We start from the raw sequence: 25,601 nt of genomic DNA, 5'->3' as shown, positions 1-25,601 counted from the left end.
ACCGCTACCCAGGAGGACCACGTGGGCATTACCCCCGAAGATGAAGTCGTCAGGATCTGCCAGGAACTGATCCGCTTCGATACCTCGAACTTCGGCGACAACGCAGGGCCGGGCGAGCGGCAGGCCGCCGAGTACACAGCGGCCCTCATCGAGGAGGTGGGCCTGTCCACGCAGTTGTTCGAGGCAGCGCCCGGACGTACCTCCGTCGTCGCACGCATGGAGGGCTCCGATTCGTCGCTGCCCGCGCTCGTGGTCCATGGCCACCTCGACGTCGTCCCGGCGCAGAAGGAGGACTGGACGGTCGATCCCTTCGGCGGCGAGGAGAAGGACGGGCTGATCTGGGGCCGCGGCGCCGTCGACATGAAGGACATGGACGCCATGATCCTGTCCGTCCTCCGCTCCATGCAGCGCGACGGGATCAAGCCGCAGCGGGACCTGATCTTCGGGTTCTTCGCCGACGAGGAGGCCGGCGGCGCCTACGGCGCCTCCTGGCTGGTCGACAACAAGCCCGAGGTCTTCGAGGGTGCCTCCGAGGCCATCTCCGAGGTCGGGGGGTTCTCCGCGACCATCGGCGGCCAGCGGACCTACCTGCTCCAGACGGCCGAGAAGGGCATCTCCTGGCTACGGCTGGTGGCGCACGGCCGGGCCGGTCATGGTTCACAGATCAACACCGATAACGCCGTGACCGCCCTCGCCCGAGCAGTCACGCGTATCGGCGACTACTCCTGGCCCATCGAGCTGACCCCCACCACGCGGCAGTTCCTCGACGGCGTCACCGAGCTCACGGGTGTGGAGTTCGACCCCGACAACCCTGACATCCTGCTTCGGGAGCTGGGAACGGTGGCACGCTTCGTCGGAGCGACCCTGCAGAACACCGCGAACCCGACGGTCCTCAAGAGCGGTTACAAGCACAACGTCATTCCGGGCACGGCCGAGGCGCTCATCGACGTACGGACGCTCCCGGGGCAGCAGGACCAGGTACTCGAGATCATCCGTGGGCTCGCGGGTGAAGGCGTCGACGTCACCTATGAGCACAAGGACACCTCCCTCGAGGTGCCGTTCGCCGGGAACCTGGTGGACTCGATGATCGACGCGCTGCATGCCGAGGACCCGGGAGCCAAGGTGCTGCCCTACACACTCTCCGGTGGCACGGACAACAAGTCGTTGAGTCGCCTCGGCATCACCGGCTACGGCTTCGCGCCCCTGCAGCTGCCCGACGAACTCGATTTCACGGGGATGTTCCACGGCGTGGACGAACGAGTACCCGCGGACTCGCTACGTTTCGGCTCCAAGGTGCTCGCCCGCCTGCTCACCACCTACTGATCGGGCGGGACGGGAGAAGACCGGCATGACGACGTACCCAGGTGCAGCGGCGCAGCTCTTGACGGAGGACCTGCTCGAACGTTTCCGGGGGAGGGCCGGCGCCTACGATGCAGCGAACACCTTCTTCACCGAGGACTTCGACGAGCTCACGGCCGCCGGGTACCTGCGCACGCTCGTGGATGTCCGGCCGGGTAGTGCGGGCGGGATGGCTCGGGTTGCGGAGGCTCAGCGCACCCTTGCGTCCGCAGCGCCGGCAACGGCCCTCGGCGTCAACATGCACCTGGTGTGGACGGCAGTGGCCGGTCTGCTCGCCGACCGCGGGGACGACTCGCTGGAATTCATCCTCGAGGAGGCCGCACGGGGAGAGGTGTTCGCCTTCGGAGTTTCCGAGCCCGGCAACGACGCCGTCCTGTTCGACTCGGTGACCCGCGTCGAGCGCCTGGCCGACGGCGATTTCAGCTATACCGGGACAAAGGTCTTCACGAGCCTCTCGCCCGTCTGGACCCGTCTCGGCATCTTCGGGAAGCTCGCGGGAGAGGACGGCGCGGATGACGCAATCCTCCACGCCTTCATCCCCAGGGGCATTCCCGGCGTCGACACCCTGGCGGACTGGAACCCGCTCGGGATGCGCGCCACGCAGTCGAACACGACGCGCTTGACCGACGTACGCGTGCCGCCCGGAGCCGTGTTCCGGCGGCTGCCCGTCGGACCGAACGCCGATCTGCTGGTGTTCGGGATCTTCGCCGCGTTCGAGAGCCTCATCGCGTCGGTGTACCTCGGCATCGCCGACCGTGCACTGGAGCTGGCGACCGAGGCGCTCCTGAGTCGCAGGAGCCACGTCGCGGACCGCCCACTGTCCGACGACCCGGTGCTGCGCAACCTCCTCGCCGGCGCGGGGATGCGAGCGACGGGAGTGGAGGCGGAGCTCATCGGCGTCGTTCGTGATCTCGACGCGCGGTCCGACGTCGGCTCATCATGGTTCCCGCGCCTCGTCACGCTGAAGACGCATGCGGTCGAGGCGGCAGTGGAGGCAACGATGGTCGCCCTGCACGTAGGAGGAGGTTCAGGATTCTCGGCCGCGTCCGAGGTGGTCCGCCTGCATCGCGACGCGCTGGCGGGTCAGTTCCATCCTTCGACCGAGGAGTCGGCGCGGGCGACGGTTGCGACGTCGCTGCTTGGCCCGCCCTCCGCCTGAGCCTGCCCTGGCCCGCCACGTCGGGCGGCCGGAGCCTGGTTGCGAGCCCTACGAACCCTAGGCCGTGCGTTCGACGCGCAGGACCTTCCGCCTCAACCAGTACCTACGGCTGCCGCCCATGAAGATGCAGCTGCGCTCCAACTCCCACTTGCCGTACTCGGCGTGTTCGGTCACGAGTTTCCGGGCTGCAGGCAGCGATTCACCGGCGTGGACGGTGAGTACCAGATACTCGTACTGCCGTCCGTAGTCCCGCTCCCGGACAGCCGTCGCGTTCAGAAAATGTTCTCGCATATCCCTCCAATTCCGCTCACTTTACCGATAACGTCTAGGCCATGAGCATAGATCCGCGTGTCGCGCTCCAGTCCCTCGTGACAGCCCTCGAAGAGCATCTTGCAGCCTCGGCTTCGCGACGGCGGGAGGATGACCCCGCAGTGGAAGCGGCCTATCTCGGTATAGCCGATGCCTTCGAAGTCTATGAGGAAGCGCTCTACGACTCCTTCGGCGAAGTGACGCCGCTCGAAATCTACGAGGAGTCGGACGACGAGGGCGAGGACGGCGATAATGAGGACGCCGACTACGCGCCGGACCTCGTCGATGCCGAGGTGGAGCCCTAGGTCCCGAGTGCCGAGTCCTGAGCCGACGAGGGATCGGTCAGGACATGGAGATGTTTGGTGCTGACAGTGGCGGGGGAAGGCGTCAGGCCATGAGCGCCGAGACCTCGTCGAGTACCTGCGAGATCGGCTCGGCCACGGGCGCGCTGCTGGTCTGCAGGATCTCCTTGAGCTGCTGCAGGGTCCGCGCGCCGATGATGGCCGAGGCCACACCGGGCCGGTGCAGCAGCCACCGGAGCGCCAGTTCGTGGGGCTGCAGGTCGAGCCCACGGGAGGCGGTGCACAGCGCCTCCGTGATGCGCTGTGGTTTTCCAGCGAGGTAGGGCTCCACGTAGGGCGCCCAGACGTCCGACGCTCCACGGGACTCGGAAGGGATCCGGCCCCGGTACTTTCCGGTCAGGACGCCCCGGCCGAGTGGACCCCAGGCGAGGATCGCGGCACCGAACGCCGTCGCTGCGGGAAGGACGTCCCGTTCGATGCCGCGATTGACGAGGGAATACTCCACGTCGTTGACGAGGAGCGGGAACGACGCCGTCGCCGCGGCCCGCGCGAACTCCCACCCCGCGTAGTTGGAGACACCCACGTAGCGGGCGCGGCCCGACGCGTAGGCGGTCTCCAGGGCGCTGAGCGTCTCGTGCAGCGGAACGGCGGGGTCGGGGGAGGGGGCGAGCCACAGGTCGGCGTGGTCGGTGCCGAGGAGGGAGAGGGAGGCATCGAGCGAATCGAGCATCCCCCGACGGGATGCATCGAGGCGTCGACTGCCGGATCGGGTGGTACCGCCCTGCACCACGAGGACGAGCTCCGAGCGGGCGACTGTGTCATTGATGAACCCGCCGAGCATCGCCTCGGCCTGGCCCTCGCCATAGCGGGCGGCGGTTTCCACGAGGGTGCCGCCGGCGTCGGCGAAGAGGCGGAGCTGCTCGCGGGCGCCCTCCTCGCTGACTTCCTGGCCCCAGTTCATGGTCCCGAGTCCCAGAGCCGAGACGGTCAGGCCGCTCGCTCCCACGTTTCGCCGTTGCATGCAGCCAAGCCTAGGGCCTGTGCCCGGCCTCATGGCTTAGGGTCGAAACCGTGCATTGGATAGAAGCGGTCATCCTGGGGTTCGTCCAGGGCCTTACGGAGTTCCTGCCCATCTCGTCGAGCGCCCACCTGCGGATCGTGGGTGAGCTCCTTCCCAACGCCCAGGACCCGGGGGCGGCGTTCACCGCCATCACGCAACTCGGGACGGAGGCCGCCGTCGTCGTGTTCTTCTGGCGGGACATCGTGCGGATAGTGAAGGCCTGGTTCGGTGCACTGCGGGGCAGGGTGCCGCGGAATGACCCGGATGTCCGCATGGGCTGGCTCGTCATCCTCGGCAGCGTGCCCATCGTGCTGCTGGGCCTCCTGTTCCAGGACCAGATCGAGGGGTCGTTCCGCAGCATGTGGATCGTCGCGACGATGCTGATCGTCTTCGGCCTCATCCTGGCCGTGGCCGACCGCGTGGGACGCCAGACGCGGGACCTGCAAAGCCTTACCTACAAGCACGGCATCCTGTACGGGTTGGCGCAGGCACTGGCCCTCGTCCCGGGCGTGTCGCGCTCTGGCGGAACCATCACCGCCGGCCTGCTCATGGGGTACACCCGAGAGTCCGCCGCCCGCTACTCCTTCCTTCTTGCCATTCCCGCCGTCTTCGGCAGCGGAGTCTTCCAGCTCGTCAAGAGCTACGACGAGGCCGGGCCGTATGCCCTGCCCGAGACGGCGCTGGCCACCGTGGTGGCGTTCGTCGTCGGGTTCGCGATCATCGGCTGGTTCCTGAAGTTCGTCACGACGCGCGGCTACGGGCTGTTCGTCTGGTACCGCATCCTGCTCGGTCTCGCCCTGTACGTCCTCCTCGGGTTCGGCGTCATCAGCGCCTGATGGCGGGCCGTAAGGTAGAACGTGTGATTGCGTGGAAATCGACTCCTGTCCCAGAACTCGACGGAACCCAGTCGGGCATCAGCCTGTTCGACACGGCGACGCAGGAACGGACTCCGCTGGAGGTGCATCCGGACCGCAGCCTGTATGTCTGCGGCATCACCCCCTACGACGCAACCCACATGGGCCATGCGTCCACTTACGTCGCCTTCGACCTCCTGAACCGCACCTGGCGTGACGCCGGCTCTGTCGTTTCCTACGTCCAGAACGTCACGGACGTCGACGATCCCCTGCTGGAGAGGGCCACCGCGACCGGCGTCGATTGGCAGGACCTCGCAGCGGATCAGATTGCCCTGTTCCGCGAGGACATGGAGGCGCTGAACGTCCTGCCGCCCGATCACTACATCGGTGCAGTCGAGGCGATCGACTGGATCATCCCCGCCGTCGAGGGACTCGTGGCCCGCGGCCTCGCCTATGCCGTCGCTGGCGTGGGCGGCGAACCCGACGGCGACATCTACTTCTCCCTCGACGCTGCCGCCGTCCTCGACGAGGACGACGCCGACCGCTGGTTCCTCGGTCAGGTCTCGCACCTCGACGTCGAAACGATGGTGGCACTGTCCGCGCAACGCGGAGGCGACCCGACGCGCCCCCACAAGCGCCATCCGCTCGATCCGCTCCTCTGGCGCACGGCCCGGACGGGGGAGCCGCAGTGGCCCGGCGCCACACTCGGAGACGGCAGGCCCGGATGGCACATCGAGTGCGCCGTGATCGCCCAACGGTTCCTTCCGGCGCCCTTCACGGTGCAGGGCGGCGGTTCGGACCTCGTGTTCCCGCACCACGAGATGAGCGCATCGCATGCGTGGGCGGCGGCCGGCACTCCGCTGGCGCAGCACTACTCCCATGCAGGCATGGTCGGCTACGACGGCGGGAAGATGAGCAAGTCGCGTGGCAACCTCGTGCTGGTCTCGAAGCTGCGGCGGTCCGGCGTCGACCCGGCGGCCATCCGCCTCGCCATCCTCGCCCACCACTACCGCTCGGACTGGTCATGGACGGATCGCGTCCTCGACGACGCCGTCGCCCGCCTCGGGACCTGGCGGGACGCCGCGCACCTCGCGTCCCCGTCCGATGTCGCCATCCTGCTCGACAGCGTCCGGGGTCACCTGGCCGACGATCTCGATGCGCCCTCCGCGCTCTCGAGCGTCGACGCCTGGGCTGTCACCGCCCTCGCAAGCTCCGGAGGCGGCTCAGGAAATGGCTCCGGCCGGCAGGGGTTGACCGACGTGCTGGACGCCCTGCTCGGGGTGCGCCTCTAGGAACAGGTCCTGCGAGGGGAACACGCATGGCGAGCAGTGGCCGAAGGGCTACTGCTCGCGGCGCCGCTTCTTGAGGTACCGCTCGAACTCGCGGGCGATCGACTCCCCGCTCGCTTCCGGCAGGTCGACGGTGTCCTTGGCCTCCTCGAGCTGTCGAACATAGGCGGCAACCTCGGGATCCTCGGTGGCGAGCTCGTCGACCCCGCGTTCCCAGGCCTCCGACTCCTCCGTCAGCAGGTGGGTGTCCACCGTGATCTGGAGGATCTCCTCGAGCTTGTTGAGCAGCGAGAGCTGTGCCTTGGGTGACGGTGACTGACCGACATAGTGGGGTACGGCGGCCCAGAGGGACATGGTGGGGATGTCCGCGAGGAGCCCCATCTCGGCGAGGACGCCCACGATGCCGATGGGCCCCTCGTAGGTCGACGGCTCGACCTCGAGGCTTTCCCGCACAAGGTCGTCATCGGAGGTGACCGTCACGGGGATAGGACGGGAATGGGGAACATCGGCCAGCAGCGCGCCCACGAGGACGATGCAGTCGACGCTGAGTTCCTTGGCCAGCGCGACGAGCTCCGCGGTGTACGCCCGCCACTTGTAGGACGGCTCGACGCCGTTGACGAGGATGAGGTCGACGGCGGAGTCCGGGACGATGGCCTTGCTGATCCGTGTGTTGGGCCACTTGATGCGCCGTTGGCCCGAGGAGTTCCGCTTGATCATCGGGCGGGTGAACTGGAAGTCGTAGAACTCGTCGGCGTCGATGGTGGAGATCCGCTCGCTGCCGAAGAACCTGCCCATGTACTTCAGGGCATCGCTGGCCGCCTCGCCGGCGTCATTCCAGCCTTCGAAGGCTGCGAGCATGATCGTGATGCGCCGCTCGGGTTCGCCGGCATCCTGGAAGAGGTCCTGTACGCCGGTCGGCTGGTTTTCTTCGAAGCTGTCCACGTTCACACCCTAAGCCCCGGCGTGCAGCGATGTCAGGCGAGGCTGGACGGCTACGCGGAGAGCTGACGCACGGGTCTGTCAAGGGGTCGCCGTAGACTTGGATACATGGCAAACCACCCCACCGGCAGCGTCCACACCCTTGCCCGCATCGAGCTCGACCCGGACGGGACCGGCTCGGTTGGGAACTTCCGCGGCTTGCAGGGCGTGCTGTGGGACATGGATGGGACGATCGTCGATACCGAGCCCTACTGGATCCGCGCAGAGACGGACCTGGTCGAGTCCTACGGCGGGACGTGGACCATGGACCAGGCCACGGCTCTCGTGGGCCAGGCGCTGACGTTCTCGGCGGGCCAGCTCCAGCAGGCGGGCGTGGACCTCGGGATCCGGGCCATCATCGATCTCCTGACCGACCGTGTCGCCGCCGATGTCCGGACCGAGGTCCCCTGGCGTCCGGGCGCACGGGAGCTGCTGGAAGCTCTCCGCCATGAAGGTGTCCCCTGCGCGATGGTCACCATGTCCGAATCCCTCCTGGCGAATGCCGTCGCATCACAGTTGCCGGAGGGGACTTTTTCCCATCTCGTCACGGGTGACCGGGTGAGCGCGGGGAAGCCCGACCCGGAGGCCTACCAACTGGGCTTCGACCTCCTCGCCGCTGACCATCCCGGACTCACCAAGGATCGGATCGTCGCCATCGAGGACTCACTGCCCGGAGTGACATCGGCCCTTGCTGCCGGCCTCGTCACCCTGGCCGTGCCCCATTTCGTGCCGCTGCCGCCCGATGCCCGACGGACCGACTGGGACAGCCTCGAAGGACGCACGCCGGCCGACCTCGCGGGACTGCTCGTTCCCGACCCGGACACGGCTGCCCTGGGGGCGGAGGCATGACCAGCAGCCCCCCACCCGCGAAGGCGGAAGCGAGCCCGGGGCTGTCTCTCGGACGCATCGCGGGGATCCCGGTCGTGCTTGCGTGGTCATGGTTCGTCATCACGGCGTTCATCGTCCTCGTCTTCGGTCCGCGCGTCGCTAACGCCTTCCCCGGCATCGGCGCCGGAGCCTACTCCGTCGCCCTCGGGTATGCGCTGCTCCTCGCCGCGTCCGTCCTGCTCCACGAACTAGCCCATGCACTCACCGCCCGGGCCTTCGGCTGGCCCACGACGCGGATCGTGCTGAACCTCTGGGGCGGCCACACGCAGTTCGCCAGCTTCAACGCGTCGCCCGGGCGGTCCCTGCTCGTGGCACTGGCGGGTCCAGCGGCGAACTTCGTCCTCGCGGCTCTCGGCTGGGGCATCCTCCAAGCCATGACTCCCGGCTCGGTCGCCTACCTGCTGACGACCATCCTGATCTGGGCCAATCTCCTCGTGGCGGTGTTCAACGTGCTGCCCGGCCTGCCGCTGGACGGTGGACGCCTCGTCGAGAGCGCGGTCTGGAAGGCCACCGGCAGCCAGGAGAAGGGCACTGTCGCAGCGGGCTGGGGTGGCCGCATCCTCGTGGTGCTCCTGCTCGTCGTCGTCGTGGGGCTGCCGCTGCTGCAGGGCCGGTGGCCGGACCTCACCGTCATCATCATCGCCGTGGTGATGGGCGCCTTCCTGTGGATGGGTGCCACCGCCGCCATCGAGAACGCTCGGATGCGACTGAGGCTGCCTGCGATCAGTGCAGGCAGACTGCAGCAGCGCGCCCTGGGCCTTCCCGCCGGGACCACCGTCCTGGCAGCCCGCCGACTCCTGCGTGAGAACCCGGGCGCCGCCGTCGTGCTGACCGGCGCAACGGGGGTGCCGGAGGCGGTGGTCGACGAAGCCGCGCTGCTCGCGGTTCCCGAGGAGGCAGCGGGCACGACGGCGGTCAACGCCGCCGCCCGGCGCCTCGCCACGGGCGCCTACGTTCCCGAGTGGGCCGAGGGCCAGGAGCTCGTGCAGTTCCTCGCCCGGCTCGAAGGCAACGAATACGCGGTGCTCGACCGCCAGGGCGCTGTCACCGGCCTGCTCCATCAGCGGACCGTCGTGCAGGCCATCACCGGCAAGGGCACGCCGGGCACCTGATGCGCGGCGCGGACCTGCCGCCTTCCGGTGCCCTCCGTCCCTCCGGCCGACCTGATCAGCCGACGAATCGCTGTTTCCCCGACCATCCGTAGTACTGCCTCATCCATGCCGGTCAAGCCGGCACCTGTCGAAGGACCACCATGAACGACACTCCGACCACGAACCCGACCGCTTCGGGCCCACACGGAGCGGCAGTACGCCGCGGCCCGTTCCGTCCCGGCGAGCGCGTGCAGCTGACGGATGAGAAGGGTCGGATGAACACCATCACCCTCACTCCCGGCGGCGCATTCCATACGCACAAGGGGTTCCTCCAGCATGACGCGCTCATCGGCACCGTCGAAGGCACGATCCTCGAGAACACCAGCGGGCAGCTGTACCAGGCGCTCCGCCCGCTCCTGTCCGACTTCGTGCTGTCCATGCCGCGAGGCGCGGCCGTCGTCTACCCCAAGGACGCCGGCCAGATCGTGACGATGGCCGACATCTACCCCGGATCGCGCGTGGTCGAGGCCGGCGTGGGTTCGGGCGCCCTGTCCATCTCGCTCCTGCGTGCAGTCGGAGATTGGGGCTACCTCCACTCCTTCGAACGCCGCGAGGAATTCGCCGACATCGCCCGCGGCAACGTCGAAACCATCTTCGGCGGGCCCCATCCGGCGTGGCAGATCACCCTCGGGGACTTCCAGGAGCAGGTGGTGGAGCATGAGGCGCCCGGCTCCGTGGACCGCGTAGTGCTCGACATGCTCGCACCATGGGAGTGCCTCGAAGCCGTGGCCACCGTCCTCGCCGCAGGCGGCGTCTGGATCAGCTACGTCGCGACCGTCACCCAGCTCTCCCGCACGGCCGAGGCCATCCGCGCCGACGGGCGATTCACCGAGCCCGAGGGCTGGGAGTCCATGGTGCGCGGCTGGCACCTCGAGGGCCTCGCAGTCCGTCCCGACCACCGCATGGTCGCGCACACCGGCTTCCTCCTGACGACGCGCAGGCTGGCCGACGGCGCGGTCGGCTTCACGCCGAAGCGCCGCCCCTCCAAGACGGGGTTCAGCCAGGAGGACCTCAACGCCTGGACACCGCAGGCCGTAGGAGAGCGCGACGTCTCCGACAAGCGCCTCCGCCGTGTGGCCCGGGATGCCGCCTCCACCATCCAGCGCGGCTCCCTGTCCCCGGAGGAGGCGCAGGCACGCCGCGACGCCATCGCCGACGGCGGAACGGTCGAGTAGGCCCGACGGCGGTGATCCGGCCGCGATTCGGCGACGATGCGGGGTCGGGACGGACGCCGGGGGGGGAGAGGTTCGCGACGGTGGCCGACGTCGGAAAGTGCGGCAAGAGGCAGCATCACCAGCGCGTCGGCGGCGTCGAAGATACCGCACGGGATCCCAGGGTCGATGCGGGCGTTAACAGTGCACTGCGCGGAGGGGGGTCTGCGCTAAGGTCGAAAGACAGCTGACGGAAAGAACCTAAGGTGGCGAACCGAAATGCCGGAATCCGAAGACAACGCTCCCGCAGCTGATCTCGGGGGAGGGACGCCGCAGGTGGACGCAACCGTGGCGCAGCGCCAGTTGAATATTCTGCGGGACAAACTGCGCCATATCGATCGACAGCTCGCGGCTGCCACCCAGAACAACGGGAAGCTCGTCGGGGCCCTCGAGTCCGCCCGGACGGAGATCGTCAGGCTCAAGGCCGCCCTCGAGAAAGAGGGCGCTGCTCCCTTCAGTTTCGCCACCGTCATGCAGGTCAACCCGAGGCGACCCTCCGAGCCCGGCACCACCACCGAGGCCACGGTGCAGGACACCGCGGACATCCTGCAGTCCGGGCGTAAGCTCCGCGTCACGGTGAGCCCCCTCATCAACGTCCGACAGCTCGCTGCCGGTCAGGAGGTGCTGCTGAACGAGTCGCTCACCATCGTCGCCGCGCTCGGCTTCGAGCGGGCGGGCGAACTGGTCACGGTCAAGGAGCTCCTGGGCGCGGACCGCGCGCTGGTGGTGGGCCGTACGGACGACGAGCGCGTCATCAAGCTCAGCGGGCCCCTGCAGGCGGAGAAGATCCGTGTCGGTGATGCCCTCGCCGTCGACACCAAGTCCGGCTACGGCCTGGAGAAGGTGCCCCGGAGCGAGGTGGAGAACCTCGTCCTGGAGGAAGTGCCGGACATCGCCTACGGCGACATCGGTGGCCTCGGCCCGCAGATCGAGCAGATTCGCGACGCCGTCGAACTGCCGTTCCTGCATCCGGATCTCTACCGGGAGCATGGGCTTAAGCCCCCCAAGGGAATCCTGCTCTACGGTCCTCCGGGCTGCGGCAAGACACTGATCGCGAAAGCGGTCGCGAACTCGCTGGCCGCCCGAGCCGCCGAGCGTGCCGGCGTCGAGCAGGTCCGCAGCTACTTCCTCAACATCAAGGGGCCGGAACTACTCGACAAGTACGTCGGCGAGACGGAGCGCCATATCCGGCTCATCTTCGCCCGGGCACGGGAGAAGGCGTCGGACGGAAGTCCGGTCGTCGTGTTCTTCGACGAGATGGAATCGCTCTTCCGCACGCGCGGCACAGGTGTGTCGTCCGACGTCGAGACCACGATCGTCCCGCAACTGCTGAGCGAGATCGACGGCGTGGAAAAGCTGGAGAACGTCATCGTCATCGGGGCCTCCAACCGTGAGGACATGATCGATCCCGCGATCCTCCGCCCGGGTCGCCTCGATGTGAAGATCAAGATCCAGAGGCCCGATGCCGAGGGTGCGGCCGAGATCTTCGCGAAGTACATCACCCCCAACCTCCCGCTGCACGCGGACGACCTCGAGGAGAACGGCGGGGATCCTCAGACCACCATCGCCGAGATGATCCGCCGGACCGTCGAGCAGATGTACTCGACGGACAAGTCCAACGAGTACCTCGAGGTGACCTACGCCAACGGCGACACCGAGATGCTGTACTTCAAGGACTTCAACTCGGGCGCGGTCATCCAGAACGTCGTGGACCGCGCGAAGAAGTACGCCATCAAGGACCTGCTACTGGATGGCAGCAAGGGACTGCGCATCGAACACCTGATGCGTGCCGTGATCGACGAGTTCCGCGAACACGAGGACATGCCGAACACCACGAACCCGGACGACTGGGCGCGCATCTCCGGCAAGAAGGGGGAGCGGATCACTTACATCCGCACCATCGTGCAGGGCAAGGCGGGCCAGGAGCCGGGCAAGTCCATCGAGACGACGGCGAATACGGGTCAGTATCTGTGATGGACACGGGTGGACGGCGGGCCCGTTCTCCGGGAGGGCTACCGCCCGTCGGTCAGGGGATCTCGGTCCACCGGGTCATGGGGACGGAGACGGAGTACGGCATCATCGCGCCCGCGCTGCCGTCCGCCAATTCCACCCTGCTGTCCTCCCAGGTGGTCAACGCCTACGCTGCCACGCTGCGTGAGGGGCTCGGCAATCTCGCCGGAACGCGCTGGGACTATACGGACGAGACCCCGCTGACGGACGCGCGCGGCTACCGGATGGACCGCGCACGTGCACACCCCAGCCAGCTGACCGACGAATCGGAGGAGCTGACCGCAGAACAGATCGCCCTCGAGCGGGGCGAACCTGCCGAGGCCGCTGTCCTCATGAATCTCGTGCTCAACAACGGGGCTCGGCTCTACGTCGACCACGCGCACCCCGAGTACTCCTCGCCCGAGGTGACGAATCCGCTCGACGCCGTCCTCTGGGACAGGGCGGGGGACCTCGTCGCCATCACCGCGATGGAACGGATCGCTGCCACACCGGGCTTTTCGCCGGTCATCCTGTACAAGAACAACACGGACAACAAGAGCGTGTCCTACGGCTCCCACGAGAACTACCTCGTCCCGAGGAGCGTGCCCTTCCCGAAGCTGGCGGAGGCGCTGATCCCCTTCTTCGTCTCCCGTCAGGTCATCTGCGGTGCCGGGCGGGTGGGCCTCGGTCCGCTCAACCAGGAGCCGGGCTTCCAGATCAGCCAGCGCGCCGACTTCTTCGAGAACGAGATCGGACTGGAGACCACCGTTCGGCGCCCGATCATCAACACGCGCGACGAACCGCACGCCGTTGCGGAGAAGTACCGGCGCCTGCACGTCATCATCGGTGACGCGAACCTGCATGAGGTGTCGAACTACCTGAAGGTGGGGACGACGGCGTTGGTCCTCGCGCTCATCGAGCAGGGACTGGCGCCGGTTCCCGTCCTCGAGGACCCGGTCGAAGCCCTTCACGCCATCAGCCACGACGCGTCGCTGACGACCACGGTCCGACTGACGGACGGCCGGATGATGACAGGGGTAGAGCTGCAGGAGCTCTACTGCGAGGCGGTCCTCGCCGCCCTTCCCGCGGACGCTGACGAGCAGACGCGCGACGTCGTCGACCGCTGGCAGGCATTGCTCGTCACTCTGCGGCGGGACCCGATGGATGCTGCCCGGCACGTGGACTGGATCGCGAAGCTGAAGGTGCTCGAGGCCTACAGGGCGCGGGACGGGCTCGCCTGGACGGATCCGCGTCTGGCGCTCGTCGACCTGCAGTACGCGGACCTCCGAACCGAGCGGGGCATCTACCAGCGCCTGGCACGGCGCGGCGATGTCGAGCTGCTCGTCGATCCGGCGGACGTAGCCCGGGCCGCCGTGGAGCCGCCGCGGGACACGCGGGCCTACTTCCGGGGCCGCTGCATCGCCGAATATCCGGCGCAGGTCGTCGGTGCGAGCTGGGACTCGCTCATCTTCGAGCTCCCCGGCGAGCGACGGCTGCAGCGCGTGCAGACGAGGGAGCCGCTCCGGGGAAGTGCGGCGCTCACCGAGGAGTTGTTCGATGCTGCAGCCGACGCCGAGGACTTCCTTGCCCGATTGTTGAGCGGCCCCGATCGTCGCGTGTCACCATAGGAACCTGATCACCGAACCGATCACGACCACGACCACGAAAGGTCTGCCATCATGGCTTCACAGGACCGCATCACCACCGGCGGCTCGTCCTCGGAATCGGAGGAGGAGCTCCCCGAGCCCGTGCCCTCTGCTCCCGCCGCACAGGAGTCCACCCAGACGCAGGGGGTCGACGACCTGCTCGACGAGATCGACGGTGTCCTCGAGTCCAATGCGGAGGAATTCGTGCGCGGATTCGTGCAGAAGGGCGGCCAGTAGCGGATGCTTCCGGATGATGCAGCAGCAGCGGTTCCGCGGGCCGCCTCGGCCTCCTTCGCCGACTACCTCGGAACGCACCATCCCGGGCTGCTGCCGTCCAACCGGACGCTCGGTCCGGGAACCGCTTCCACCGACGCCTCCCACCTCGCTCCGCACGCCACGACGATCGTCTCGCTGACGTTCCCCGGCGGCGTGCTGATGGCCGGTGACCGACGTGCCACCATGGGCAACGTCATCGCGAGCCGACATATCGAGAAGGTTTTCGCGGCTGATCGCTATTCCGTCCTCGGTATCGCGGGGAGCGCCGGTATCGGGCTGGACCTGACGCGACTGTTCCAGGTGGAGCTCGAGCACTACGAGAAGATCGAGGCCACCCTGATGAGCCTCGACGGCAAGGCCAACCGCCTCGCGGCCATGGTTCGTCAGAACCTCCCGATGGCGATGCAGGGTCTCGCCGTCGTCCCCCTCTTCGCCGGCTTCGACACCGACCGCCACGTGGGGCGGCTCTTCTCCTTCGACGTCACCGGCGGACGGTACGAGGAGCAGGAGCACCACTCGGTCGGCTCCGGATCGGTGTTCGCGCGGGGATCGCTCAAGAAGCTGTGGAGCCCGCGCCTGGACGAGGCATCGGCCGTGCGCGTGGCCGTCGAAGCGCTGTACGACGCCGCCGACGACGACTCAGCGACCGGCGGACCGGACGCCGTGCGCGCACTGTGGCCGGTGGTCTACGTTGTGGACGGAGCCGGGACGCGTCGGATTCCCGACCGTGACCTCGAGACCGTTGCGCACACCATCATTGACGCCCGTTCTTCGGCGGGCCGGGAGGCATAGGTCATGACACAGCAGTTCTACGTCTCGCCCGAGCAGCTGATGAAGGACCGCGCGGACTTCGCGCGGAAGGGAATCGGCCGGGGCCGATCGGTGGTCGTGATGAGCTGCCGGGACGGCATAGCGCTCGTCGCCGAAAATCCTTCTCCCTCGCTGCACAAGCTGGGCGAGATCTACGACCGCATCGCCTTCGCTGCGGTGGGGAAGTACAACGAGTTCGAGAGCCTCAGGCAGGCAGGCGTGCGGTACGCCGACGTCCGGGGATACTCCTACGCGCGCGAGGACGTGACCGCGCGCGGACTCGCCAGCGTCTACGCCCAGAGCCTCGGAGCCGTCTTCACCGCCGAGAGCAAGCCGTTCGAGGTGGAGCTCGTGGTCGCCGAGGTCGGCCATAGCCAGGACGCGGACCACCTGTACCGCCTGACGTTCGACGGTTCCATCGCCGACGAGCCGGGCTTCGTGGTCATGGGCGGTGCCGCCGACTCCGTCGTGGATGCCCTGCGCAACTCCTGGTCCGCCGACCTCTCGCTCCCGGAGGCCGTTCGCGCGGCAGCGCAATCCCTGAGACGCGAGGGCGCGGGTACCGCCGTGCCGGCCGACGCGGAGCACCACGTTCCGCCTGCGCTGGATCCGTCGCTGATCGAGGTTGCCTTCCTCGAACGGGATCCGGACACCCTGCGCGGAAGCCGCCGCGCTTTCCGGCGCATCGGCGGTCCGGAACTCGAGAATCTGCTGCAGCATGGACAGGACACCTGATGGACCGTCGCATCTACGGAGTCGAGACCGAGTTCGGCATCTCCTACTCGGGGCCGACGTCACGGCCGCTCTCACCGGAAGAAGTAGCGCGCTACCTCTTCCGCAAGGTCGTCAGCTGGGGGAGGTCCTCCAACGTCTTCCTGACCAACGGCTCGCGCCTCTACCTCGACGTCGGATCACACCCGGAGTACGCCACAGCCGAGTGTGACGATCTCGCGCAGCTGGTCGCTCACGATCGCGCGGGAGAACTGATCCTCGAGGATCTCGTGGCGGAGGCACAGCGCAAGCTGGCCCATGAGGGGTATGACGGCCAGATCTATCTTTTCAAGAACAACACGGACTCCGCGGGCAACTCCTACGGCAGCCACGAGAACTACCTCATCCCCCGCAAGCTCGAGTTCGCCCGGCTCGCCGACATCCTCATCCCCTTCCTCGTCACGCGGCAGCTCCTGGTCGGGGCCGGCAAGGTCCTGAAGACGCAGACGGGTTCCCTCTACGCCTTCTCGCAGCGGGCTGACCACCTGTGGGAGGGCATTTCCTCGGCCACCACCCGTTCCCGACCGATCATCAATACGAGGGACGAGCCGCACGCGGACGCGGAGCACTACCGCCGGTTGCACGTCATCGCCGGTGATTCGAACATGTCCGAGACCACCACGCTGCTGAAGATCGGTTCCGTGGACCTGCTGCTGCGCATGGTCGAGGCCGGTGAGCTGATGCGGGACTTCCGGCTGGAGAACCCCATCCGCAGCATCCGTGAGATCTCGCACGACCTCACGGGCCGCCAGCTCCTGAAGCTCGCCAACGGCCGGCAGATGACGGCTCTCGAGATGCAGCGCGAATACCTGGCGCGAATGACGGCGTTCGTCGGCGAGCACGGTGCGCACAATGACCACGTGCCCACCATCCTCGACCTGTGGGAGCGGGATCTGGATGCGGTCGAGACGGGCAATACCTCAGCGATCGACACGGAGATCGACTGGGCGATCAAGAAGAAACTCATCGACCGGTACCTCGCTCGTTCCGGAGGCGATCTCGACTCGGCCAGGGCAGCACAGCTGGACCTGACGTACCACGACATCTCGCGGTCCCGCGGCCTGTTCTTCCTGCTGCAGGCGCGGGGGGAGGCCGCGCGGGTCGTCGATGACACCGCCGTCAAGGAGGCGGTGGACCACCCGCCGCAGACCACCCGCGCCCGGCTGCGTGGCGAATTCGTCCGCCGGGCCAAGGAGGCGAACCGCGACTACACGGTCGACTGGGTACACCTCAAGCTCAATGACAGGGCACAGCAGACCATCCTCTGCAAGGACCCTTTCACCTCCGTCGACGAGCGGGTGGAGGCACTCCTTCAGCAGTTGTGACGTGTCGCACGGCCGGTATCGGGCACCGCGTGGTCCCGGGAAGCGGGCTGCCAGGGCTTTTCAAGGAGAAACTGCACAGCCGGAGCCGTTAGGCTTGTCAGGGCCCTTTGTTCTGCAGGCAGCCTGAACTGGACATCAATCTGAAAGTAGTTCTGTGCGAAAAGTACTAGCAACCCTCCTTCCGCTGCTGATGGTGGTCACGGCCTGTGGCGGCACGACGACGGGAAATTCGGCGGGCGCCGCCGAGGTCTTCGACACGATCAAGGTGAGCGGCGGGTCGGACGAGGAAGCGCCGAAGGTCGAATTCGAATCACCCCTCGACATCAGCGGCGTAGCGGCGAAGACCGTTACGGAAGGCGATGGCGACGCCGTCGAGGCCGGGGAGCAGATCCGTTACAAGCTGGTCGCACTCAATGCCACGGACGGCGAGATCCTCGGCGAGACCTACAGTCAGGGCGACCCCCAGGTCCTGCCGGTCGACGACACGCTCAAGGAGCAGGACGCCGAACTCTACGAGGTCCTGGTCGGAACGAAGATCGGCGCGCAGGTCGCCTATACCCGCCCTGCGCCTGAGCCCGCCGAGGGGCAGAGCGCGACGCCGGAGCAGCTGATCGTCCTCAAGGTCATCTCCGCCGAGCAGCCTCCGCCCGAGCCCGAGGTCCTCTCGCCCGAGGACGTCAAGAAGCTCGACGACGAGGGCCAACTGCCGACGTTCACCTTCGGAGACGACGGCGCTCCTGCGGTTAAAATCCCCGAGAACGAGCCCGCGGACGATCTGGTCGTCAAGGTGCTCGAGGAAGGCGACGGTGAAGTCCTGACGGACGCCGACACCATCTCCGCGAACTACACCGGCTGGACCTACGCCGACGGCGAGAAGTTCGACTCGAGCTTCGATCGCGGCGAAGCAGCATCCTTCCCGCTGAACGGTGTCATCACCGGCTGGACGAAGGGCCTGGCCGGACAGAAGGTCGGCTCCAAGGTCATGCTCGTCATCCCTGAGCCCTGGGCCTACCCCAACGCCCAGGAGGGCCAGCCCTCCGGCACGCTCGTGTTCTACGTCGAGATCGTCAGCAAGGAAGCGGCGCAGTAGTCCTGCGCTCTCCGCAACCAACAGCTCCAGGAAAGGAATCCATGTCCTTCGGACAGCGCGACTTCGACCGGCAGAAGCCGGAGATCGACTTCCCCTCACACGACGTCCCCGCCGACCTCGTGATCGAAGACATCATCGAAGGGAAGGGCGACGAGGCGAAGCCCGGCAATACCGTGTCCACCCACTATGTGGGCGTCGCGTTCTCGACGGGCGAGGAGTTCGACGCCTCGTGGAACCGCGGCGCTCCGCTCGACTTCAAGGTCGGCGTGGGCCAGGTTATCCAGGGTTGGGACCAAGGGCTCCTCGGCATGAAGGTCGGCGGTCGCCGTCGGCTCGAGATCCCGTCCCACCTCGCCTACGGTCCGAGCGGGGCCGGTTCGGCCATCGGCCCCAACGAGGCACTGATCTTCGTCGTGGACCTCCTGGCGGTCCGCTAACACCACGGGCCGGCCGTCCCGGCCCAGTAATACCGCAGCTCCGTCCGGAAGGGACGCAGGTCAACCCAGGTTGGCGTGCGTCCCTTCCGCCGCTTCCCCGAAGGTAGGGTTTCACCGTGTCCGCAAAACGTACCGAACGCCTCCTCACACTCGTGATCATGCTGCTCTCGAGCCGGCGTGGGTTCACGAAGGAGGAATTGTTCCAGGAGATCGATCTGTACCGGGAGGCGACGTCGGTCGCTGCACGCGAGAAACTCTTCGACCGGGACAAGGCCGCACTCCGCGAGCAGGGCATCCCCCTGGAATCATTCAGCGAGGACACCCTCTTCGACAACGACAACACGGTGCAGCGCTACCGCATCAACGCCGAGGACTACCGGCTCGGCGGCGTGACCTTCCTTCCGGAGGAGTACGCCGTCCTCAACCTGGCCGCCGGTGTATGGGACCAGGGATCGCTCGACTCCGCCGCGTCGCGCGCCCTCAGGAAGCTGAGCTCCCGCAGCGTCGACGGCGGTACCGCGCTGACTCCGCTCATCCAGCCGCGCATCACCACCGACGCCCCCTACTGGGACGTCGTCTGGCTGGCCCTGACCTCCCGAGCCCCCATCCGCTTCCCGTACCGGGCCGCGAGCACCGGGCGCGAAGAAGTCCGCACGGTGCACCCCTGGGGCATGGGAGCGAGGTTCGGCCACTGGTATGTGGTGGGCTACGACACCACGCGCAGGGCCGAACGCTTCTTTCGCCTGTCCCGCATGACCGGAGAGCCAGTCCTGCTGAAGGGGACGTTCGACGTCCCAGCCTCCTTCGACATGAACCAGACGCTCTCCTCACTATCGCGCAGTGAGCCCGACCGGACAGCCGTCGTCGCCGTCCGGCCCGGATCCTGCCAGGTGCTGCGCGTCCGCAAGGATGCCGAGGTCCTGCAGACCGGGGAGGAGTGGGATATCCTCCGCGTGCCTTACGCGGCATCCAGCCCCATGGCGGCCACCATCGCCGGGTTGGGCGTCAATGCCAGAATCGAGGAACCACAGGAGTTGGCCGTCGAGGTGTCGCGCCTGCTCGGGAGCGCCTACGACGCCGCTCTCGCCGCGCCCGAGGACCTTGAGATGACCGAGGGGGTTCGTCCGGCTCCGCGGCGGAAGTCCTCGTCGCAGGACCACCTGCTTCGCCTCCTCGACCTGGTGCCCTACCTCCTCGCCCACCCGGGGTCCGAGATAGGGGAGACCGCCAGGAGGTTTGACGTCTCCGAGAATCAGCTCACCAAGGACCTCGACCTGCTCTTCGTCAGCGGACCGCGGCACTACCCGGACGGCCTCATGGACGTGAACATCGAGGACGGCAGGATCTACCTCACCAACGCGCGCGACCTGGCGGAACCCGTGAAGCTGAGCATGGACGAAGCATGCTCCCTGATCGTCGGACTGCAGGCACTGCGCGAGCTGCCCGGCATGCGCAACAACGAGGCGATTGTCAGCGCCCAGACCAAACTGACCGCCGCCGCAGGCGACGCCGCCCACATCGGCACGGCTGTCGCCACCAAGCTCACGGAGGACGACATCGATCCGACCCTCGAGGTGCTGCAGGCCGCCCTCCAGTCGGGCGTGCGGGTGGAGGTGGACTACTTCGTGCCGACGCGTGACGAGATCACGCACCGCCTGCTCGAGCCCATCCGGATCTTCCTTCACCAGGACACCTGGTACCTCGAAGCGTGGAGCGTGGACTCCGACGGTCTGCGGAACTTCCGCCTCGACCGCATCCAGAGCGCGGCCCTGACCGACCAGCCCGCAACGGCCAGTGTGGACGAGGAGTCCCTCACCCGCGACAGGCGGACCGTGTCCCCCTATCGCTCCGGGGCGGAGGACCACACAGTGACGCTCGTCCTGGAACCCAGGGCCCGCTGGATTGCGACCCAGTACAACGCCGACGCCATCCTGGAGTTGGGTGAGGACCGCCTCGCCGCGCGTCTGAGGGTGGCATCGAGCTCATGGATTCCCGGCCTGGTCGCGGGACTCGGAGGGCTGGCCGCCGTCGTCGCCCCGGAGGAATTGCGCGATGAGACCCTCCGATGGCTGGAGGCAGCCCGCGCCCATCAGGCACTGGCCTAGACTGAAGCCATGTTGTGGTGGATGTGGATCGTGCTGTGGGTTGCGCTGGTGGCCGTCAGCGTGATCTTCCTCGTGGCGGTCGGCTTCCGCGTCTTCCGACGCGGGATGCGAACGCTGGGTGAATTCGGGGAAGCCATGGACCGGCTCGAGATGAACGTACCGCCCGACGACGGCGTCACGACGTCAGCCCTGGGAGTGCCAGGAATCGCCGTACCGGCCGTGTTCTCCGCCCCCAGGGATGTTCGGGTAGCCCGGGAGCAGGCGAAAACGGGTCGGTTGGACGATCGTCGCAGCAGGCGGGTCAGGAAGCGCGTACTGCGCGGACAGCCGCAGCTCCTGCAGGACATGCCCCACCTGTGACCTAAACTGTGATGGGGATCAACGAGAGGAATTGGGCATGAGGCTCGAAGGCTGGCACATCGTCATCATCATCGTTCTTGCGATCGTTCTGTTCGGAGCGCCGAAACTCCCGGGCCTGGCCCGCAGCGTCGGTCAGTCCCTGCGGATCTTCAAGTCCGAGGTGAAGCAGATGAAGGACGAGAACAACACCGCCGAGTCCGATACGGCTCCCGTCGAGGGCAGGGTGGTCAACAACCCCGCGCCGTCGACGTACGACCCCACGTTCCAGACGCCCGGGCAGCACCCCGGACAAGAGCCCCCGCACTACCAGGGCAAGGGGAGCGTCGACGGGCACCCCGATGGGCGCTCAGAGGGGCATACCCAGGCGGGACCGTCCCAGCAGAGCGGCACCTCGAACACCAAGCTGTAGGCGGAGCGCTCTCCCGTGACACCCGCGAAGGTCCGTGCGCGCAGGAAGGGTAACCCCGAGGGGCGGATGGCCCTGAAGGAGCACCTGCGCGAGGCGCGGAACCGCCTTTTCAAGTCCGCTATCGCCGTCCTCGCCGCAACCGTGGGCGGCTTCTTCCTCTATGACCCGGTCCTGAAGGCGCTCGGCGCTCCGATCGTCGCGATCAACGACCAGGAGGGCCGGACCGCCTCCCTGAACTTCGACACCGCGGCATCCCCGTTCGACCTGATGATCCAGGTCGCGATCTTCCTGGGCGTGGTGATCTCGAGCCCGGTCTGGCTGTACCAGCTGTGGGCGTTCATCACTCCGGGGCTGAAGACCAAGGAACGCCGCATCGCTCTGGGTTTCATCGCCGTCGCCGTGCCGCTGTTCCTGATGGGCATCTACCTCGCGTGGCTGATCCTGCCGAACGCGGTGAGGGTCCTGACCGACTTCACACCCGACGAATTCTCCAACCTCATCAGCGTTTCCGTGTACTTCGCCTTCGTCCTGCGCCTGATGTTGGCGTTCGGGGTCGCGTTCCTGCTCCCCGTAATCTTGTTCGGGCTCAATGCGGTGGGACTGGTGTCCGGCAGGCAGATCCTGAAGGCATGGCGGATCACCGTGTTCCTCGTGTGCCTGTTCGCGGCGATGGCCGCTCCGGGTGGTGACGCGCTGAGCATGTTCTACCTCGCGGTGCCGCTGCTGCTGCTGTTCTTCGTCGCCATCGGGCTCTGCCTGCTCAACGACAAACGCCGGGCCCGGCGTGCCGCTGCACGCGAGGCGGAGGTCGAAGCGACGGTCGACACCGCAACACCCCTCGACAGCCTCTAGACGCCCTGTCCGAAGACACGGTGGGCACTCCTCCCGCAAGGATGATCCACCGCCGCACGCTCTGCGCGTATACGGGGCGCCCGGTCCCACCGAACGTCTAGGGTGGAAAGATGAGCACCCCCGCGGAGAGATACGCAGCTGCAAAAGCCCGCACGGAACACTCACGGACCCAGCTGTCCCACTTCGAGCGAACGCTGGACTTCGAGCTCGATCCATTCCAGCGGGAGGCCTGCACCGCGCTCGAGGCGGGCCGGGGCGTACTCGTCGCGGCGCCGACCGGAGCGGGCAAGACCGTCGTCGGCGAGTTCGCCGTCTTCATGGCGTTGCAGCGCGGACTCAAGGCCTTCTACACCACGCCGATCAAGGCCCTCAGCAACCAGAAGTATTCGGAACTCGCGGCCGTGCACGGCAACGACCGCGTGGGGCTGTTGACGGGTGACACGAGCATCAACCCGGACGCGGACGTCATCGTGATGACCACCGAGGTTCTGCGGAACATGCTCTACGCCAATTCTGATGCCCTCGACAATCTCGGCTACGTGGTCATGGACGAGGTCCACTACCTCGCTGACCGCTTCCGTGGTGCTGTATGGGAAGAGGTGATCATCCACCTCCCCACCGAGGTCAAACTGGTGTCCCTCAGCGCAACGGTGTCCAACGCCGAGGAGTTCGGGGCCTGGCTCGATACCGTCCGTGGAGATACGGACGTCGTCGTGTCCGAACACCGACCGGTGCCGCTCTGGCAGCACGTCATGGTCGGACACAGCCTGATCGACCTGTTCGCGGGTGATATCGCCTTCGACGAAGCCGCGCCGGCCGGATCCGAGGTCGGAGCACGCGATCAGTACGAGGTGAATCCCGAACTGCTCGACCTCGCGAGCAACGAGATCCGGCTCAACCAGCGAGCGAACTGGGGCGACGGCGGGCGGCGCGGGAAGTCACGGAACGGGCGGGGCGGCCCGCCGCAGCAGACCGCCGTCCGGCGGGCCACGAGGCCCCAGGTGATCAGCGCGCTGGATCGGGCGGACCTCCTGCCGGCGATCACGTTCATCTTCTCCCGGGCGGGCTGCGAGGCCGCCGTGACACAGTGCCTGAACGCAGGCCTGTGGCTCACCACGGAGGACGAACGCGACGAGATCAGCGAGACCATCGACTCCGCCACGACGGACATCCCGCGGGACGATCTCGAGATCCTCGGGTTCTGGACCTGGCGCGAGGGGCTCATCCGCGGCTTCACGGCTCATCATGCCGGTATGCTCCCGACCTTCAAGGAGATCGTCGAGCGCCTGTTCGCCGCCGGTCTGGTCAAGGCCGTCTTCGCGACGGAGACCCTCGCGCTCGGCGTGAACATGCCGGCGCGGACCGTCGTGCTCGAGAAGCTCGACAAGTTCAATGGCGAGGCCCACGTGAATGTCACGGCGGGGGAGTACACGCAGCTCACGGGACGCGCGGGACGTCGCGGGATCGACGTCGAGGGCCATGCCGTCGTGCTCTGGCAGCCCGGAACGGACCCCGGCGCAGTCGCGGGACTTGCTTCGCGCCGCACCTACCCCCTGAACTCGAGCTTCCGTCCCACCTACAACATGAGCATCAACCTCATGGCGCAGTTCGGCCAGGAGCGGTCGCGGGAGATCCTCGAGACGTCCTTCGCCCAGTTCCAGGCCGACAGGTCCGTCGTCGGCCTGGCGAAGCAGGTCCGCAGCCGCGAGGAGTCCCTGAAGGGTTACGAGAAGTCGATGACGTGCCACCTCGGCGACTTCCGCGAGTATGCGAACCTGCGGCGGGAGTTGTCGGAGCTCGAATCGAGCGCCTCACGCGACAGGTCCCGTACCCTGCGGTCTGCTGCCGAGTCCTCCCTCGAATCACTGCGGCCAGGAGACGTCATCGACGTACCCGGCGGCCGCACACAGGGTTTCGCCGTCGTGCTGGACAGCGACACCTCCCGGGAGCCACGACCGACCGTGCTGACCCTCGAGACGCAGATCCGCCGCGTCGGCGTCCATGACCTCGACGGACCGGTGGAGGTCCTCTCCCGGATCCGCATCCCGAAGCATTTCAGCGCGCGGAGCCCGAAGGATCGGCGCGACCTGACGTCATCGCTCCGGAACGCGCTCCAGGACAAGAGACCGCCGCGACAGGGGGCGGACCGTGTCGCCGCCGGGCACTCGGCATCGGCCGCAGCGGAGGAGCGAGCCATCACCGAACTCCGTCGTCGCCTGCGGGCCCATCCGTGCCACGGCTGCAGTGAGCGGGAGCAGCATGCCCGCTGGGCTGAACGATGGTGGAAGCTGCGCCGTGAGACGGACAAGCTCGCCGGTCAGATCCGCGGCCGCACCAACACGATCGCGAAGACGTTCGACCGCGTCTCGGAGGTCCTCGGTCACTACGGCTACCTGGAGTACACCGGCGACACCGTCATGGTGAGCGCGACCGGACAGAAGCTCCGGCGTATCTACGGGGAGAAGGATCTGCTGATCGCCCTGTGCATCGAGGCAGGTGCCTTCGACGACCTCGACGCCGCGGAGCTCGCGGCCATCACCACCGTGCTGGTGTATCAGGCCAAGCGGGAGGAGCGCGGGGTGCGTCCGGTGATGCCGAGCGTAGCTCTGGAGGGGTCGGCCGAGACCATCATCCGCCAGTGGTCACAACTGAACGACGTCGAGGAGCAGCACAGGCTGCCCGTCACGAGCGAGCCCGAGCTCTCGCTGGTCTGGCCCATGTTCAAGTGGGCCCAGGGCCGGTCCCTGCAGGCCGCCCTGAGCGGGACGGAGCTCGCTGCCGGTGACTTCGTGCGGTGGTCGAAACAGGTCATCGACCTGCTCGACCAGGTGGCGAAGGTACCGGACCTTCCCGGCGGGCTGCAGCAGACCTGCGTGCGGGCCATCAGGCTGGTTCGTCGAGGCGTGGTGGCATACTCGAACATCAGTGAATAGGTACCTCTCCCGGTCAGGTCCGCCGATGTCCTGACCTC

General features: G+C 67.3%; 24 protein-coding genes. 21 read left to right on the top strand and 3 right to left on the bottom strand.

Going from position 1 to position 25,601, the window contains the following annotated elements; translation table 11 throughout:
- Nucleotides 1-21: 21 nt before the first annotated feature.
- Both D6T63_RS16210 and D6T63_RS16205 read left to right on the top strand, forming a co-directional pair.
- The gene (locus tag D6T63_RS16210) at nt 22-1,323 is read left to right on the top strand and encodes a M20/M25/M40 family metallo-hydrolase (RefSeq protein WP_120150102.1); all 1,302 of its coding nucleotides are present in this window, start codon (nt 22-24) and stop codon (nt 1,321-1,323) included.
- Between the two features lie 25 nt (nt 1,324-1,348).
- Complete coding sequence (locus D6T63_RS16205) at nt 1,349-2,518, top strand: acyl-CoA dehydrogenase family protein (RefSeq protein WP_120150101.1); 1,170 nt, start codon at nt 1,349-1,351, stop codon at nt 2,516-2,518.
- A 57-nt stretch (nt 2,519-2,575) separates the two neighbouring features.
- On the opposite strand, the gene D6T63_RS16200 is transcribed toward D6T63_RS16205, so the two are convergent.
- Nucleotides 2,576-2,809 carry a DUF5703 family protein gene (locus D6T63_RS16200; protein WP_120150100.1) on the bottom strand — a complete coding sequence of 78 codons (234 nt, stop codon included), beginning with the start codon at nt 2,807-2,809 and terminating at the stop codon, nt 2,576-2,578.
- 41 nt (nt 2,810-2,850) lie between these two features.
- Here D6T63_RS16200 and D6T63_RS16195 point away from each other — a divergent pair, with 41 nt between their 5' ends.
- On the top strand, nt 2,851-3,132 hold the full coding sequence (locus D6T63_RS16195; protein ID WP_120150099.1) for a hypothetical protein: 282 nt from the start codon (nt 2,851-2,853) through the stop codon (nt 3,130-3,132).
- Nucleotides 3,133-3,214: 82 nt separating this feature from the next.
- Here the strand turns inward: D6T63_RS16195 and D6T63_RS16190 are convergent, their stop codons facing one another.
- Nucleotides 3,215-4,150, bottom strand: coding sequence for an aldo/keto reductase (locus D6T63_RS16190; RefSeq protein WP_120150098.1), 936 nt, complete (start codon nt 4,148-4,150; stop codon nt 3,215-3,217).
- A gap of 50 nt (nt 4,151-4,200) precedes the next feature.
- Between D6T63_RS16190 and D6T63_RS16185 the strand changes: the two genes are divergently transcribed.
- Nucleotides 4,201-5,025, top strand: coding sequence for an undecaprenyl-diphosphate phosphatase (locus D6T63_RS16185; RefSeq protein ID WP_120150097.1), 825 nt, complete (start codon nt 4,201-4,203; stop codon nt 5,023-5,025).
- 23 nt (nt 5,026-5,048) lie between these two features.
- On the top strand, nt 5,049-6,335 hold the full coding sequence (gene mshC, locus D6T63_RS16180; RefSeq protein ID WP_120150096.1) for a cysteine--1-D-myo-inosityl 2-amino-2-deoxy-alpha-D-glucopyranoside ligase: 1,287 nt from the start codon (nt 5,049-5,051) through the stop codon (nt 6,333-6,335).
- Nucleotides 6,336-6,383: 48 nt separating this feature from the next.
- Here the strand turns inward: mshC and D6T63_RS16175 are convergent, their stop codons facing one another.
- Entirely contained in the window at nt 6,384-7,274 is an 891-nt protein-coding gene (locus D6T63_RS16175; protein ID WP_235830806.1) for a PAC2 family protein, read from the bottom strand.
- A 105-nt stretch (nt 7,275-7,379) separates the two neighbouring features.
- Here D6T63_RS16175 and D6T63_RS16170 point away from each other — a divergent pair, with 105 nt between their 5' ends.
- The 16 genes from D6T63_RS16170 to D6T63_RS16095 all read left to right on the top strand — a co-directional run bounded on the left by D6T63_RS16170 (nt 7,380) and on the right by D6T63_RS16095 (nt 25,563).
- Complete coding sequence (locus D6T63_RS16170; protein WP_120150095.1) at nt 7,380-8,159, top strand: HAD family hydrolase; 780 nt, start codon at nt 7,380-7,382, stop codon at nt 8,157-8,159.
- On the top strand, nt 8,156-9,310 hold the full coding sequence (locus D6T63_RS16165; protein WP_120150094.1) for a site-2 protease family protein: 1,155 nt from the start codon (nt 8,156-8,158) through the stop codon (nt 9,308-9,310). Before D6T63_RS16170 ends, D6T63_RS16165 begins: the two co-directional genes overlap by 4 nt.
- Nucleotides 9,311-9,450: 140 nt before the next feature.
- Nucleotides 9,451-10,524, top strand: coding sequence for a tRNA (adenine-N1)-methyltransferase (locus D6T63_RS16160; RefSeq protein WP_120150093.1), 1,074 nt, complete (start codon nt 9,451-9,453; stop codon nt 10,522-10,524).
- Between the two features lie 255 nt (nt 10,525-10,779).
- Nucleotides 10,780-12,534, top strand: a complete 1,755-nt coding sequence (gene arc / locus D6T63_RS16155; RefSeq protein WP_120150092.1) for a proteasome ATPase — start codon at nt 10,780-10,782, stop codon at nt 12,532-12,534.
- Nucleotides 12,535-12,611: 77 nt separating this feature from the next.
- A complete protein-coding gene (gene dop / locus D6T63_RS16150; protein ID WP_120150091.1) occupies nt 12,612-14,177 on the top strand; it encodes a depupylase/deamidase Dop in 1,566 nt (521 codons plus the stop codon).
- A gap of 51 nt (nt 14,178-14,228) precedes the next feature.
- Nucleotides 14,229-14,432, top strand: a complete 204-nt coding sequence (locus tag D6T63_RS16145; RefSeq protein WP_120150090.1) for a ubiquitin-like protein Pup — start codon at nt 14,229-14,231, stop codon at nt 14,430-14,432.
- A 3-nt stretch (nt 14,433-14,435) separates the two neighbouring features.
- Entirely contained in the window at nt 14,436-15,263 is an 828-nt protein-coding gene (gene prcB / locus D6T63_RS16140; RefSeq protein WP_120150089.1) for a proteasome subunit beta, read from the top strand.
- 3 nt (nt 15,264-15,266) lie between these two features.
- Nucleotides 15,267-16,016 carry a proteasome subunit alpha gene (gene prcA / locus D6T63_RS16135; RefSeq protein WP_120150088.1) on the top strand — a complete coding sequence of 250 codons (750 nt, stop codon included), beginning with the start codon at nt 15,267-15,269 and terminating at the stop codon, nt 16,014-16,016.
- Entirely contained in the window at nt 16,016-17,377 is a 1,362-nt protein-coding gene (gene pafA, locus D6T63_RS16130) for a Pup--protein ligase (protein WP_120150087.1), read from the top strand. Before prcA ends, pafA begins: the two co-directional genes overlap by 1 nt.
- Before the next feature lie 154 nt (nt 17,378-17,531).
- Nucleotides 17,532-18,467 (top strand): FKBP-type peptidyl-prolyl cis-trans isomerase, encoded by a 936-nt coding sequence (locus tag D6T63_RS16125; RefSeq protein ID WP_147394412.1) that lies wholly within the window; start codon nt 17,532-17,534, stop codon nt 18,465-18,467.
- A 41-nt stretch (nt 18,468-18,508) separates the two neighbouring features.
- On the top strand, nt 18,509-18,904 hold the full coding sequence (locus D6T63_RS16120; RefSeq protein WP_120150085.1) for an FKBP-type peptidyl-prolyl cis-trans isomerase: 396 nt from the start codon (nt 18,509-18,511) through the stop codon (nt 18,902-18,904).
- 116 nt (nt 18,905-19,020) lie between these two features.
- Entirely contained in the window at nt 19,021-21,009 is a 1,989-nt protein-coding gene (locus D6T63_RS16115; RefSeq protein ID WP_120150084.1) for a helix-turn-helix transcriptional regulator, read from the top strand.
- A gap of 9 nt (nt 21,010-21,018) precedes the next feature.
- Entirely contained in the window at nt 21,019-21,369 is a 351-nt protein-coding gene (locus D6T63_RS16110; protein ID WP_147394411.1) for a hypothetical protein, read from the top strand.
- 37 nt (nt 21,370-21,406) lie between these two features.
- Entirely contained in the window at nt 21,407-21,778 is a 372-nt protein-coding gene (gene tatA, locus D6T63_RS20045; protein ID WP_120150082.1) for a Sec-independent protein translocase subunit TatA, read from the top strand.
- Nucleotides 21,779-21,844: 66 nt separating this feature from the next.
- Nucleotides 21,845-22,630 (top strand): twin-arginine translocase subunit TatC, encoded by a 786-nt coding sequence (tatC, locus tag D6T63_RS16100; protein ID WP_120150081.1) that lies wholly within the window; start codon nt 21,845-21,847, stop codon nt 22,628-22,630.
- Between the two features lie 110 nt (nt 22,631-22,740).
- Nucleotides 22,741-25,563 (top strand): DEAD/DEAH box helicase, encoded by a 2,823-nt coding sequence (locus tag D6T63_RS16095; RefSeq protein WP_120150080.1) that lies wholly within the window; start codon nt 22,741-22,743, stop codon nt 25,561-25,563.
- Nucleotides 25,564-25,601: the final 38 nt, after the last annotated feature.

The sequence above is a fragment of the Arthrobacter cheniae genome (genome assembly GCF_003602275.1).
Taxonomy (GTDB): Bacteria; Actinomycetota; Actinomycetes; order Actinomycetales; family Micrococcaceae; genus Arthrobacter_D; species Arthrobacter_D cheniae.
The sequence above is the reverse complement of the archived record's forward strand: the minus strand, read 5'-3'. Positions and strand labels throughout refer to the sequence as shown.

Excerpts from the sequence above, each read along its gene's own strand:
- D6T63_RS16145 (WP_120150090.1), top strand. The coding sequence starts at position 14,229 with ATGGCTTCACAGGACCGCATCACCACCGGCGGCTCGTCCTCGGAATCG.
- D6T63_RS16195 (WP_120150099.1), top strand. The coding sequence starts at position 2,851 with ATGAGCATAGATCCGCGTGTCGCGCTCCAGTCCCTCGTGACAGCCCTC.
- D6T63_RS16190 (WP_120150098.1), bottom strand. The coding sequence starts at position 4,150 with ATGCAACGGCGAAACGTGGGAGCGAGCGGCCTGACCGTCTCGGCTCTG.
- pafA (WP_120150087.1), top strand. The coding sequence starts at position 16,016 with ATGGACCGTCGCATCTACGGAGTCGAGACCGAGTTCGGCATCTCCTAC.
- prcB (WP_120150089.1), top strand. The coding sequence starts at position 14,436 with ATGCTTCCGGATGATGCAGCAGCAGCGGTTCCGCGGGCCGCCTCGGCC.
- dop (WP_120150091.1), top strand. The coding sequence starts at position 12,612 with ATGGGGACGGAGACGGAGTACGGCATCATCGCGCCCGCGCTGCCGTCC.
- D6T63_RS16160 (WP_120150093.1), top strand. The coding sequence starts at position 9,451 with ATGAACGACACTCCGACCACGAACCCGACCGCTTCGGGCCCACACGGA.
- D6T63_RS16205 (WP_120150101.1), top strand. The coding sequence starts at position 1,349 with ATGACGACGTACCCAGGTGCAGCGGCGCAGCTCTTGACGGAGGACCTG.
- D6T63_RS16095 (WP_120150080.1), top strand. The coding sequence starts at position 22,741 with ATGAGCACCCCCGCGGAGAGATACGCAGCTGCAAAAGCCCGCACGGAA.
- tatC (WP_120150081.1), top strand. The coding sequence starts at position 21,845 with ATGGCCCTGAAGGAGCACCTGCGCGAGGCGCGGAACCGCCTTTTCAAG.
- tatA (WP_120150082.1), top strand. The coding sequence starts at position 21,407 with ATGAGGCTCGAAGGCTGGCACATCGTCATCATCATCGTTCTTGCGATC.
- D6T63_RS16165 (WP_120150094.1), top strand. The coding sequence starts at position 8,156 with ATGACCAGCAGCCCCCCACCCGCGAAGGCGGAAGCGAGCCCGGGGCTG.
- D6T63_RS16110 (WP_147394411.1), top strand. The coding sequence starts at position 21,019 with ATGTTGTGGTGGATGTGGATCGTGCTGTGGGTTGCGCTGGTGGCCGTC.
- prcA (WP_120150088.1), top strand. The coding sequence starts at position 15,267 with ATGACACAGCAGTTCTACGTCTCGCCCGAGCAGCTGATGAAGGACCGC.
- D6T63_RS16170 (WP_120150095.1), top strand. The coding sequence starts at position 7,380 with ATGGCAAACCACCCCACCGGCAGCGTCCACACCCTTGCCCGCATCGAG.
- D6T63_RS16120 (WP_120150085.1), top strand. The coding sequence starts at position 18,509 with ATGTCCTTCGGACAGCGCGACTTCGACCGGCAGAAGCCGGAGATCGAC.
- D6T63_RS16200 (WP_120150100.1), bottom strand. The coding sequence starts at position 2,809 with ATGCGAGAACATTTTCTGAACGCGACGGCTGTCCGGGAGCGGGACTAC.
- arc (WP_120150092.1), top strand. The coding sequence starts at position 10,780 with ATGCCGGAATCCGAAGACAACGCTCCCGCAGCTGATCTCGGGGGAGGG.